Below are 12,024 nucleotides of genomic sequence, written 5' to 3' on the forward strand. Positions count from 1 at the left end.
AATCGTGCTTGCAGCAAAACGCCCCGCGTCCGTCACACGCCCCAGCGCGGAATGTGATGCGAACCCATCGAGATGCACACGTTCTTGATCTCCGCGAACACCTCGAAACTGTATTCGCCGCCCTCGCGCCCGGTGCCCGACTCCTTCACGCCGCCGAACGGCTGGCGCAGGTCGCGCACGTTCTGGCTGTTCACGAACACCATCCCGGCCTCGATGCCGCGCGCGAGGCGATGCACCTTGCCGACGTCCTGCGTCCAGATGTACGACGCGAGGCCGTACGACGTGTCGTTCGCGAGCCGCAGCCCTTCTTCCTCGTCCTCGAACGGAATCAGGCATGCGACAGGGCCGAAGATCTCTTCCTGCGCGATGCGCATCCGGTTGTCGACGTCGGCGAACACGGTCGGCCGCACGAAGTTGCCGTTGCGCAGATGGTCGGGCAGGCCCGCCGGCTTGTCCGCACCGCCCGCCACCACGCGCGCGCCTTCCTGCTCGCCGATGCGGATGTAGCCGGTCACCTTCTCCCAGTGCTGGCGCGTGATCATCGCGCCGAGATTCGTGCCCGGATCGGACGGATCGCCCACCACCAGGTTGTTCGCGCGGCGCGCGAATTCCTGCACGAAGCGGTCGTAGATCGTGCGCTGCACGAAGATCCGCGAGCCCGCGGTGCAGCGCTCGCCGTTGATCGAGAAGATCGTGAACAGCGACGCATCGAGCGCGCGGTCGAAATCGGCGTCGTCGAAGATCAGCACCGGCGACTTGCCGCCGAGTTCCATCGAATACTTCTTCAGGCCCGCGCGCTCCATGATCCGCTTGCCCGTGACCGTGCCGCCGGTAAACGACACCGCGCGCACGTCCGGATGGCGCACGAGCGCGTCGCCGGCCGTCGCGCCGTAGCCCTGCACGACGTTCAGCACGCCGGGCGGAATGCCGGCTTCGAGCGCAAGCCGGCCGAGCTGGTCGGCCGTCAGCGGCGACAGCTCCGACATCTTCAGCACGGCCGTGTTGCCGAGCGCGAGGCACGGCGCCGTCTTCCACGTCGCGGTCATGAACGGCACGTTCCACGGCGACACCAGCGCGCACACGCCGACCGGCTGGTACAGCGTGTAGTTCAGCATCTGGTCGTCGACCGGATACGTGCGGCCGTTCATCTGCACGCACACTTCCGCGAAGAAATTGAAATTCTCGGACGCGCGCGGGATCAGCTGCTTGCTGGTCTGCGCGATCGGCAGGCCGGTATCCTGCGTCTCCAGCGCGGCGAGCATCGGCACGTTCTTCTCGATCAGCTCGCCGAGCTTGCGCATCAGCTTCGCGCGCTCCTTCGCGGGCGTGTTCGCCCATTTCGGGAAGGCTTCCTTCGCCGCGCGCACGGCCGCGTCGACTTCGGCCTCGCCGCCCGACGCGACGTCGGTGATGACGTCGCCCGTCGCGGGGTTCAGCGTCGTGAAGGTCTCGCGGCTCTCGACTTCGCGGCCGTCGATCCAGTGCTTGATGGTCATGTGCTCTCCTTGGGCGACGGGCTCAGCCGGCGCGATAGTAGTCTGCTTCGCCGACGATCGTGTTGACGAGCCGGCCGATCCCTTCGATTTCGGTCACGACTTCGTCGCCCGGCTGCGTGTCCGCCAGCCCCTCGGGCGTGCCGGTCAGGATCAGGTCGCCCGGCGCGAGCGTCATGAAGCCGCTGATGTGCTCGATCAGCGCCGGCACGTCGAAGATCATGTCGCGCGTGCTGCCGCGCTGCGTCTCCCGGCCGTTCACGGTCGTGCGCAGCATCAGGTCACCGGCGTCGCCGATCTCGTCGCGGCTGACGAACCACGGCCCGAGCGGCGTGCAGGTGTCGCGGTTCTTCACGCGCAGGTTCGGGCGGTAGTAGTTCTCGAGATAGTCGCGGATCGCGTAGTCGTTCGCGACCGTATACCCGGCCACGTAGTCGAGCGCCTGCGCGCGGCTCACGTTGCGCGCGGGCCGGCCGATCACCACGGCCAGTTCGCACTCGTAGTGCATGTGCGTCGCGTCCGCCGGACGCACGGTGCGCGAGCGGTGACCGACGAACGTGTTGGGCCCCTTCAGGAAGATCAGCGGCTCGCTCGGCGCCTTGAACGCCAGCTCCTTCGCATGGTCCGCATAGTTGAGGCCGAGCGCGAACGTCGTGCGCGGCGCGACGGGCGGCAGCCACGCAACGGCATCCTCGGCGACGACGCGCCCCGTATCGAGCCGGATCGCGCCGTCGCCGGCCGGTTCGGCCGCATGCAGTGCGCCGTTGTAGATCACGCGCGCCGTCTTCATCGTGCTTCCTCCGCAATCAGCGTATGCCGCAACGTGCCGATCCCGGCGGCGGCGATCTCGATCGTGCTGCCCGCGCGGGCGCGCGGTGCGCCGCCCGCCACGCCGAGCAGCAGCACGTCGCCGGCGTCGAACGACATGAAGGCCGTCACGTCGGCGATCAGCTCGCGTACGGGCCGGACCAGCGTGGCGGTCGATGCCGATATCGCCGTGTCCCCGTCGATCCGCACGGTCAGGCCGATCGCGTCGACGTCGGCGAGCGCGGCAGCCGGCACGATCGCCGGGCCGAGCGGACAAAAGCCGTCGCGGCACTTGAAGCGCACCGCCGGACGGTAGTAATCGGGATGCGGCACCGACACGTCGCTCGCGAGCGTGAAACCGTGCACGTAGTCGAGCGCCTGCGCGGCCGGCACGCGCGTGGCGCGCCGGGCGAACACGACGGCCACGGACGCACCGATCTCGAGCGCGTCGACGCCGGCCGGCACGACCACGGCCGCACCGTCGGCCGCATGCGTGTTGGCGGGCTTGATGTAAAGGATCGGCGCCTGCGGCGGACGGCCGTAAGGCGGCGCATTCACGGCATCGCCGAGTGCGTCGAGCGCCGCGCGCTCGTTGAGCAGCGCACCGTAGACGGTGCCGATGGCGACCGGCAACGGCGGCGCCGCGGCGGTCATGCAAGACAGCTCCATGCGTCATTCCCCTGCCGCGCGTCGCGGCGCATCGTCAATAGTTAATATCTTAAGTAAACAATCGGACGCTGGCAACCTCGATTACCCTGATAAGTGAAATTCATCGACGCCGGCTGTTAAGATTGATGCGTCCCCGTCCACGACCCACCCCGATGAACCGTACGCTCGACCATCGCAACCTGGCCATGCTGCTGCTTGAGGCCCGTGAAACGCTGATGGGTTTGTTTCGCCCCATTCTCAAGGAATTCGCGCTGACCGAACAGCAATGGCGGATCATCCGCGTGCTCGACGGCGAACCGGCGCAGGCGCTCGAAGCGGGACAGATCGCGCGGCGCTGCTGCATCCTGAGCCCGAGCCTCACGGGCGTGCTGGAACGCATGGAGCGCGACGGCCTGATCACGCGCACGCGCGCGCAGGAAGATCAGCGCCGGCTGCTGGTCAGCCTGACGCCGCAAAGCAGGAAACTGGTGACGGAAATCGGCCCGCGCATCGACGAGCAGTACCGGCAGCTCGAATCGCGGTTCGGCCAGGACGGCCTCGAGGATATCTATCGCGCGCTCGACCGGCTCATCGAACTCGGCGGCACCCCGTGATGGCGGCGCCCGCGCCCGCCGGGCGCGGGAACGGGCGCCACGCGGGCGGTCAGTCCACCGCGCCGCGCATCAGCTCGGTCACGGCCACGCCGCGCGACGTGCGCATGCACTCCTCGACGTAGTCGATGAACGGCAGCGGTTCGAAATCGATTTCGTCGCGCACGCGGCTGTTGTCGAACACGCGATCGACCGTCGCGAATTCCCCGCAGCGCTGCAACGCGCGGCCGATCACGCGTTCGAGCGCCGGATCGGGCCGCCCGAGCACATCGCGCACCACGAGCGGCAATTCGGCCGGCGCGCACGCCGCATAGCGCGGCGCGCCCGTCATGCCCGCCGCCTCGTCCATCGCCCGCACGATCTGCGCGACCTGCGGCGCCTCCTCGCCCGCCGACACGTGATAGAGATCGTGCGCGAGCGTCGGCTTGACGGCCAGCAGCATCGTCGCGCGCGCCACGTCGTCCACCGACACGATGTCGATGCGCGTCATCGGCCGCGCGGTGAAGCGGCGCGCGGCATGGGCCAGCCGGAACATCCAGAACGAATTCGGCGCGGGCCGGGTGCCGAGCAGCGTATGGCCGACCACGTGCGACGGCCGCACCACGACGAGCGGCAGCCCCAGTGCGCGCAGGCGCTGTTCGGTCTCCGCCTTCGCGCGCAGGTAGCGCGCCGCGAGCACCGCGCCCGGCAGGCCCTCGTCGTCGCAGGCGGCGTCGTTCGCGGCGTCGCCCGCCTCTTCGTGCACGATCCCGCCGCGGCCCGCATGGGCATAGGCCGTCCCGACATACACGAAGCGCTGCAGGCGCGGCGCCCGGGCGAAGCGTTCGGCGAAGCGCACCGAATCGGCGATGTCGGCCCGCAGGTGCACGCCGTCGGCCGGCGACGCATGGCCCGCGCAGTGGATCACGTGGGTCGCGCCGGCAAGACGCGGGGCGTCGGCGCCCTGCCACACGTCGCCGAGCGCGCCGACGATCACGTTCGCCTCGGTCAGGCGCGACGCCCAGTACGGCGCAAGCCCCGCACGCAACGCCGCTTCGCGCAGCCGCGCGACGGCGTGGCCGCGGTCCTGCGCGCGCACGACGCAGACGATGCGCTCGAGCAGCCCGGCATTGACGAGCGCCGTCAGCACGGTACTGCCGATGAAGCCGGTTGCGCCGGTCAGCACCAGCCGCCCGACGTTCGCCGCCGCGACCGGTGCGCTGGCCGGCGACACGAGGCTCGTGCGCCAGTTGAGCGACAACGCGGTTTTCCAGATCAGCACGATAGTCTCCTTCGAAGAATCGGCCGGGCGGCGCGGCGTCCGCGGTTGCGGACGGCGCACGACTCCCGGCCGGGCCGGGGCGTGACGCGCGCTCCGGCGAATCCCGATCGGGCGTGCGGCCTGCGATCGCGTCGATCGCGTCTCTGGCACGAGGCGGCGGCAGCCGCCGAGGACGGGCGTCCGCGGCACGGGATCGGGAAGATCCCAGTGTGGGGCCCGACCGCATGCAAGTCTGTCCCGAAAGTTTCGTGAAAGTGTGCCAATTTGTACGAGATTGTCTGACTGTGTCGTTTCGCGCTTGCCGTCAAAACGCCGAAACATCCGGTCCGGCCGCATTCCGGCGTGGCAGCCGGCGCGGTTACGACCGCCGCCCGCACGCGACAGATCGACGCGCCCCATGGCCATGTCATCCCATGTCTGGAACATCGGATCCGTACGCGCCGATGCCGCGATCGCCGGGCCGCGCGCACTGGCGCGCCTCTGCCCGAACGGCCTTGAATCGTCTGACGTCGTTTCATCAGAAACCGCAATGAACTCAATACGGAATTATTGCTGTTTAACACTTGCGTTTCACACCAGTCTATCTAGACTGGTCAGGTCAAAACGGTCGAATGTGTCATTCTTTTTTAGGAGACGATCACAATGCGCCTCACCATTCGGATTAATGGCAGCGAATCGGCAACCCGGCATTCCTTCGCGGTACTGTGGGTGGATACCGACGAGGGGCTGTGGTCGCGCGAGGCACATCAGGGCATCGATCTTCCGACCTGGGGCAAGGTCCGCGATGTCGAGGGTGCGATGGCGCTCTGCGCCGCCGATGGCGGGAATGCGGTATGCCAGTTGAAGGGGTTGTCGTTCGGCGCGATGCAGCGCGAACAGGGCCCCGCGGTGCTCGCCGGCGATCATCCCGGCGCGTGGCGGCTGCAGGCCGTCGACCGGTGCACGAGCCAGCCGGAATACCGGGAATTCATTTCCGTCGCGCGATAGAAATATCGATCTAAATCGTCTGCGGTTTTCGGGTTTATTCCGGGTTCCGAGATATTCATTTCGATATTCAGTATTAACGGCGCCTCCTTTGAGGCGCTTTTCATTTTCCGGCGCCTGAAAATAACCGGGCGCCGCGCAATCGGTCGCACCACCGCGACGATCGGCATCGGCCTCGCCCGATGTCGCGCAGACGGCCCGCTCCGCGGCGGATCGCTCCCCCTGCCCCGGCATCAGTCTCGACGAGGCGCCGCGCCTGCCCGCCTCTCTTCCGCACCGTGCCGCACGCCGCCGCCCGCTTTTTCGCGAGGGCCGGAACACACTTTCCCCACACGGTGTTTACTCATTTATTACAATCGCATTATCCAGACTGACTCGCCGCCCTTCGGCGGCCCGACCCGGCCATTGCATGAGCGTGAAAAAGAAGACCCATCCCGCCGACCCGTACGCGGCCGCGACCAAGAACCCGATGCTCGCGTCGCGCCTGCCGATGTGGCGCTCGAAGTTCATCGTGATCATCATGTTCCTCGCCTTCGCCGCGCTGATCGCGCGCGCCTTCTGGGTGCAGGTCGCGAACCAGGATTTCTACGTCGGCCAGGGCCAGAAGCGCTACCAGCGCACGATCGAGCTCGACGCGATGCGCGGGCGCATCGTCGACCGCAACGGCGCGATGCTCGCGGTCAGCCTGTCGACCTATGAAATCTGGGCGAACCCGAAACAGGTCGCCGATACCGACTACCCGCAGATCGCGAAGCTGCTCGACATGCCGCTCGTCGAAGTGAAGCGGCGTCTCGGCAACGACAAAACGTTCGTGCTGCTCAAGCGGCAGGTCGACGCGGACACCGCGGGCAAGCTCGACAAGCTCGCGATCGACGGCATCACGCAGATCGCCGATTCGAAGCGCTTCTACCCGGAAGGCGAATCGGCCGCGCACGTGGTCGGTTTCACGAACGTCGAGGACAAGGGCCAGGAAGGCGTCGAACTCGCCGCGAATACGCGCCTGTCGGGCACGTCGGGGCAGCGCGAGGTGATTCGCGACCGGCTCGGCCGCATCGTGTCGGACACGCGCCCGCTCGTCCCCGCGCAGCACGGCGCGACGATCGAGCTGACGATCGACCGCCGCATCCAGCAGCTCGCGTTCAGCCAGCTCAAGGCCGCCGTGATCGAGAACAACGCGATGGCCGGCAGTGTCGTCGTGCTCGACGCGCAGAACGGCGAGATCCTCGCGCTCGCGAACTACCCGACCTTCGACCCGAACGACCGCGCGCGCCTCACCGGCCAGCAGTTGCGCAACCGCGCTGTGATCGACACGTTCGAACCGGGCTCGACGATCAAGCCGCTCGTGGTCGCGCTGTCGATCGACGAGCGCAAGGTCACGCCGAACACGATCATCAACACGTCGCCGGGCACCTACAAGATCGGCCCGGCCGTGATCCACGACACGTCGAACCACGGTTCGCTGACCGTCTCGCAGGCGCTGCAGAAATCGAGCAACGTCGCGCTCGCGAAGCTCGCGCTGAACCTGCCCGCCGAAACGATCTGGAACAAATACCAGGAATACGGGATCGGCCGCGCGCCGGAACTGACGTTCCCGGGCGTCGCGTCGGGGCGCCTGCGCGGCTACAAGCGCTGGCGGCCGATCGAGCAGGCGACGATGGCGTACGGCTACGGCCTGTCGATGTCGCTGCTGCAGATCGCGCAGACCTACACGGCCTACGCGGGCGACGGTACGCTGCACCCCGTGTCGCTGCTGAAGAACGGCACCGACCAGCAGACGATCGACGCGCATCGCGGCCACCGCGTGACGTCGCCGCAGACGGCCGCGTCGATCCGCTCGATGCTCGAGATGGCGGTCGGCGAAGGCGGCACGGGGCGCCGCGCGCGCGTCGACGGCTACCGGATCGGCGGCAAGACGGGCACCGCGCGCAAGCAGGTCGGCGCGAGCTACGCGAAGGGCAAGTACCGCGCGCTGTTCGCGGGCATGGCGCCGATGAGCAACCCGCGCCTGATCGTCGCGGTGATGATCGACGAGCCGCGCGGCAAGGGCTACTACGGCGGCACGGTGGCCGGCCCGGTGTTCGCGTCGGTCACCAGCGGCTCGTTGCAGTTGCTCGGCGTGCCGCCCGACGCGCCGGTCGAGCCCGAGAAAGCCGCGCCGGCAAAGGCCGCCGCACCGCAAAGGACGGTGGCGGCGCCGAAAGCCGCGACGCCGGCCAGGACGGCCGCCGCGCCGAAGGCCGCCGCGACGCTGAAGACGGCCGCGCCGTCGAAAGCGCCGGCGCAGGCGCACACGGCGGCGGGATGACCGGCGCGGCCCGCCACACGCCGCCGCCGGCGCGTGCATGACGCCGGGCGGCCCTTGTTCTCCGCGCCCGCCCCGCCATCCGTCGTCGTCCCACTTTCTAGGAACGCCTCGCATCATTTGAGCGTTCGCCTCGCCTCCTCCTACAATTTTTTCGCGCGCCGGGCAGCCCTGCCCGCGTGCGGGACGACAACACAGGAGAGAGACGCATGCGATTCCACTGGAAAACGCTCGCGCTGGCCATGGCGAGCGCGGCGCTGGTCGGCGGCACGCCCGCCCGTGCCGCCGATCCGGCCGACGTGAAAATCGGCTTCCTCGTCAAGCAGCCGGACGATCCGTGGTTCCAGGACGAATGGCGCTTCGCCGACCAGGCGGCGAAGGAAAAGCACTTCACGCTGATCAAGATCGCGACGCCGAGCGGCGAAAAGGTGTCGACCGCGCTCGACAGCCTGGCTGCGCAGAAGGCGCAGGGCGTGATCGTCTGCGCGCCCGACGTGAAGCTCGGCCCCGGCATCGCGGCAAAAGCGAAGCGCGCGGGGATCAGGCTGATGTCGGTCGACGACCAGCTCGTCGACGGTCATGGCGCGCCGCTGCCGGGCGTGCCGCACATGGGCATCTCCGCGTACCGGATCGGCGGGCAGGTCGGCCAGGCGATCGCGGACGAAACGAAGCGGCGCGGCTGGAATCCGGCCGAAGTCGGGATCATCCGGCTCGCGTACGACCAGTTGCCGACCGCGCGCGAACGCACGACCGGCGCGGTCGATGCGCTCAAGGCCGCCGGCTTCCCGGCCGCGAACGTGATCGACGCCCCCGAGATGACGGCCGACACCGAAGGCGCGTTCAACGCGGCGAACATCGCGCTCACCAAGCATGCGAATTTCAAGCGCTGGGTCGCGTTCGGCTCGAACGACGACACGACGGTCGGCGCGGTGCGCGCCGCCGAGGGCCGCGGCATCGGCGCGGACGCGATGGTCGCGGTCGGCATCAACGGCAGCCAGGTCGCGCTCAACGAATTCGCCAAGCCGAAGCCGACCGGCTTTTACGGCTCGATCCTGCTGAATCCGCGCCAGCATGGCTACCAGACGAGCATCAGCATGTACGACTGGATCACGAAGAACCAGGCGCCGCCGCCGCTCGTGCTGACGTCCGGCACGCTGATCACGCGGGACAACGAAAAACAGGCGCGCGCCGCGCTCGGCCTGTGAGCCGCCACAAGGAGCCGACATGACACGAACCACCCTCGTGACGGGCGCCGCCGGCGGCATCGGCCAGGCGCTGTGCCGCACCTTCCTCGCGGCCGGCGATCACGTGCTCGCGCTCGATCGCGACAGCGCGGCGCTCGGTCGCTTCCTCGACACGCTCGGCGACGGGCGCGCGACGCCGGTCGTCGACGATCTGGGCGACGCGCAGCGGCTGCGCTCGATGCTCGAATCGCATCCACCGGTCGACGTGCTCGTCGCGAATGCGGGCACGGCCGCGTCGACCACGCTGCGCAACACGACGCCGGCCACCTGGCGCACCGACCTCGAGGCGAACCTGACCGCCACCTACGTGAGCGTCGAAGCCGTGCTGCCCGGCATGCGCGCGAGCCGTCGCGGCGCGATCGCGATCATCGGCTCGGTGAACGGCATGCAAGCGCTCGGGCATCCGGCGTACAGCGCGGCGAAGGCCGGCCTGGTCAGCTACACGAAATCGCTGGCGATCGAATACGGCCGCGACGGCGTGCGCGCGAACATCGTCCTGCCGGGCACGGTGAAGACGCCCGCGTGGGAAGCGCGCGTGCAGCGCAACCCGCAGGTGTTCGAGCAATTGCGGAAGTGGTATCCGCTCGACGATTTCGCGACGCCCGACGACGTCGCGCAGGCCGCGCTGTTCCTGTGCTCGCCGGCCGCGCGGATCGTCACCGGCGTCGCGCTGCCCGTGGACGGCGGGCTGCTGGCCGGCAATCGCGTGATGGCGCAGGAGCTGACGCTGGAAACGTTCTACTGAAGCACGCGGAGCCGGCGCCCGCCCCGGGCTGCCGGCCCGTGCGCGGCGGGACGCCGCGCGCTCAATGCGCGGCCACGGCCGGCTTCGCCATCCTGCCGAGCACGTGCTCGGTCATCCCGCGCGCGAGTTCGGTCTCGCCCATGAACACGGTGCCGATGCCCTCGTTTGCCAGCAACGCGGCCTCGTCGCCGCTGTTCGTGCACAGCACGACCTCCAGTGCCGGATTGAGCGTGCGCGAGATCTCGACGATCTGCCGCACGTCGAACACGTCGGGCAGCGTGACGAGCAGCATCCCGGCGCGCGCGATATGCGCCTGCACGAGCACGATCGGCTCGATCGCGTCGCCCGAGACGGCGGCGACACCTTCCTCGCGCAGCTTCTCGACGAGCTCGCGATTCTGTTCGACGACGACATACGCGATCCCGCGCTCGTCCAGCGCGTGCGCGATGCGCGTGCCGACCTTGCCGTAGCCGACGATCACGACCTGCCCGGTCAGGTGCGTCTGCGGCGTCGACATCGGCAGCGCGGCGAGCGGATCGTCGCGCGCCTCGAGCTTGCGGGCGAACGCCGAATGCTTGCGGATCCACGCCAGCGCCGGATCGATCATCGCGAACAGCAGCGTGTTCATCGCGATCGAGATCAGCGCGACCGCCAGAATCAGGCTCTGCCCCTCGGCGGACAGCAGCCCGAGCGCCCGGCCGAGCCCCGCGAGGATGAACGAGAATTCGCCGATCTGCGCGAGGCCCGCGCCGACCGTCAGCGCGGTGTTCAGCGGATAGCGGAACGCGATCACGAGGGCCACGGCCGCGAGCGTCTTGCCGATCAGCACGATCGCCGCGACCTCGATCACGTGCAGCGGTTCGTCGAGCAGCACCTTCGGATCGAACAGCATCCCGACCGAGATGAAGAACAGCACCGAGAAGGCGTCGCGCAGCGGCAGCGTCTCGTCCGCCGCGCGCCGGCTGAACTCCGACTCGCGCATCATCATCCCGGCGAAGAACGCGCCGAGCGCGAACGACACGTCGAACAGCTTCGCCGCGCCGAACGCGATGCCGACCGCGGCCGCGATCATGCACAGCGTGAACAGCTCGCGCGAGCCGGTGCGCGCAACGAGCCACAGGATGCGCGGGAACACGCGCTTGCCGACCACCAGCATCAGCGCGATGAACGCCGCGACCTTCAGCATCGTGACGCCGAGCGTGCCCCACACGCTGCCGCCGGCCGCATGCGCGTCGCCGGGCGGCGTGCCGCCGAGCAGCCCCGCGACGGGCGGCAGCAGCACCAGCACGAGCACCATCACGAGATCCTCGACGACGAGCCAGCCGACCGCGATGCGCCCGTTGACCGTCTCGACGAGCCCGCGCCCTTCGAGCGCGCGCAGCAGCACGACGGTGCTCGCGACCGACAGCGCGAGCCCGAACACGAGCGCCGCACCGACGCTCCAGCCCCAGGTGAGCGCGAGCGCGCCGCCGAGCAGCGTCGCGACGGTAATCTGCACGATGGCCCCCGGCAGCGCGATCTTGCGCACCGCGAGGAGATCGCCCAAGGAAAAATGCAGGCCGACGCCGAACATCAGCAGCATCACGCCGACTTCGGCGAGCTGCTGGGCGAGCGACAGGTCGCCGACGAAACCGGGCGTGCCGGGGCCGATCACGATCCCGGCGAGCAGATAGCCGACGAGCGGCGGCATTTTCAGCAGCGATGCGAGGTAACCGAAGATCATCGCGAGCCCGAAACCGGCCGCGAGCAACGCAATCAGGCTGACGTCATGAGGCATCCCCCCTCCCAAGGTCTTGTAACTATTTAGTAAGGTTCAAGACTGAGAGGATAAGGGATGAGGCGGAAGAATGGCGCGCCACCGCGAAAATTTCACGCGGCGGCGCGCCTTTGCGGGGTGCAACCCCGGCGAAACGACAGGCGACGCGCGGG

Annotated in this window: 10 protein-coding genes; 5 read left to right on the top strand and 5 right to left on the bottom strand. The window is 68.7% G+C overall.

The window, feature by feature from the left end; all coding sequences use genetic code 11:
- Positions 1-32 precede the first annotated feature (32 nt).
- The 3 genes from hpaE to GQ56_RS0100245 are packed head-to-tail and all read right to left on the bottom strand — an operon-like array spanning position 33 to position 2,969.
- A complete protein-coding gene (gene hpaE, locus GQ56_RS0100235; RefSeq protein ID WP_031396735.1) occupies positions 33-1,496 on the bottom strand; it encodes a 5-carboxymethyl-2-hydroxymuconate semialdehyde dehydrogenase in 1,464 nt (487 codons plus the stop codon).
- 22 nt (positions 1,497-1,518) lie between these two features.
- The gene (locus GQ56_RS0100240; protein WP_031396736.1) at positions 1,519-2,283 is read right to left on the bottom strand and encodes a fumarylacetoacetate hydrolase family protein; all 765 of its coding nucleotides are present in this window, start codon (positions 2,281-2,283) and stop codon (positions 1,519-1,521) included.
- A complete protein-coding gene (locus GQ56_RS0100245; protein ID WP_031396737.1) occupies positions 2,280-2,969 on the bottom strand; it encodes a fumarylacetoacetate hydrolase family protein in 690 nt (229 codons plus the stop codon). Before GQ56_RS0100245 ends, GQ56_RS0100240 begins: the two co-directional genes overlap by 4 nt.
- Before the next feature lie 152 nt (positions 2,970-3,121).
- Between GQ56_RS0100245 and hpaR the strand changes: the two genes are divergently transcribed.
- Complete coding sequence (gene hpaR / locus GQ56_RS0100250) at positions 3,122-3,562, top strand: homoprotocatechuate degradation operon regulator HpaR (protein ID WP_031396738.1); 441 nt, start codon at positions 3,122-3,124, stop codon at positions 3,560-3,562.
- Positions 3,563-3,611: 49 nt separating this feature from the next.
- Here the strand turns inward: hpaR and GQ56_RS0100255 are convergent, their stop codons facing one another.
- Entirely contained in the window at positions 3,612-4,820 is a 1,209-nt protein-coding gene (locus tag GQ56_RS0100255) for an SDR family oxidoreductase (protein WP_031396739.1), read from the bottom strand.
- Between the two features lie 642 nt (positions 4,821-5,462).
- On the opposite strand from GQ56_RS0100255, the gene GQ56_RS0100260 reads away from it, so the two are divergent.
- From GQ56_RS0100260 to GQ56_RS0100275, 4 genes are all read left to right on the top strand, one after another.
- Positions 5,463-5,807, top strand: a complete 345-nt coding sequence (locus GQ56_RS0100260; RefSeq protein WP_031396740.1) for a DUF3564 family protein — start codon at positions 5,463-5,465, stop codon at positions 5,805-5,807.
- Between the two features lie 406 nt (positions 5,808-6,213).
- On the top strand, positions 6,214-8,109 hold the full coding sequence (locus GQ56_RS0100265) for a peptidoglycan D,D-transpeptidase FtsI family protein (protein WP_031396741.1): 1,896 nt from the start codon (positions 6,214-6,216) through the stop codon (positions 8,107-8,109).
- 206 nt (positions 8,110-8,315) lie between these two features.
- Positions 8,316-9,311: an arabinose ABC transporter substrate-binding protein gene (locus tag GQ56_RS0100270; protein WP_031396742.1), complete on the top strand. Its 996-nt coding sequence runs from the start codon at positions 8,316-8,318 to the stop codon at positions 9,309-9,311.
- 19 nt (positions 9,312-9,330) lie between these two features.
- Complete coding sequence (locus GQ56_RS0100275; RefSeq protein ID WP_031396743.1) at positions 9,331-10,095, top strand: SDR family oxidoreductase; 765 nt, start codon at positions 9,331-9,333, stop codon at positions 10,093-10,095.
- A 61-nt stretch (positions 10,096-10,156) separates the two neighbouring features.
- On the opposite strand, the gene GQ56_RS0100280 is transcribed toward GQ56_RS0100275, so the two are convergent.
- A complete protein-coding gene (locus GQ56_RS0100280; protein ID WP_031396744.1) occupies positions 10,157-11,872 on the bottom strand; it encodes a cation:proton antiporter domain-containing protein in 1,716 nt (571 codons plus the stop codon).
- Between the last annotated feature and the right edge of the window lie 152 nt (positions 11,873-12,024).

Origin of the sequence: Burkholderia paludis (assembly GCF_000732615.1) — a bacterium.
Lineage (GTDB): Bacteria > Pseudomonadota > Gammaproteobacteria > Burkholderiales > Burkholderiaceae > Burkholderia > Burkholderia paludis.

Excerpts from the sequence above, each read along its gene's own strand:
- hpaE (WP_031396735.1), bottom strand. The coding sequence starts at position 1,496 with ATGACCATCAAGCACTGGATCGACGGCCGCGAAGTCGAGAGCCGCGAG.
- GQ56_RS0100240 (WP_031396736.1), bottom strand. The coding sequence starts at position 2,283 with ATGAAGACGGCGCGCGTGATCTACAACGGCGCACTGCATGCGGCCGAA.
- GQ56_RS0100245 (WP_031396737.1), bottom strand. The coding sequence starts at position 2,969 with ATGGAGCTGTCTTGCATGACCGCCGCGGCGCCGCCGTTGCCGGTCGCC.
- hpaR (WP_031396738.1), top strand. The coding sequence starts at position 3,122 with ATGAACCGTACGCTCGACCATCGCAACCTGGCCATGCTGCTGCTTGAG.
- GQ56_RS0100260 (WP_031396740.1), top strand. The coding sequence starts at position 5,463 with ATGCGCCTCACCATTCGGATTAATGGCAGCGAATCGGCAACCCGGCAT.
- GQ56_RS0100265 (WP_031396741.1), top strand. The coding sequence starts at position 6,214 with ATGAGCGTGAAAAAGAAGACCCATCCCGCCGACCCGTACGCGGCCGCG.
- GQ56_RS0100270 (WP_031396742.1), top strand. The coding sequence starts at position 8,316 with ATGCGATTCCACTGGAAAACGCTCGCGCTGGCCATGGCGAGCGCGGCG.
- GQ56_RS0100275 (WP_031396743.1), top strand. The coding sequence starts at position 9,331 with ATGACACGAACCACCCTCGTGACGGGCGCCGCCGGCGGCATCGGCCAG.
- GQ56_RS0100280 (WP_031396744.1), bottom strand. The coding sequence starts at position 11,872 with ATGCCTCATGACGTCAGCCTGATTGCGTTGCTCGCGGCCGGTTTCGGG.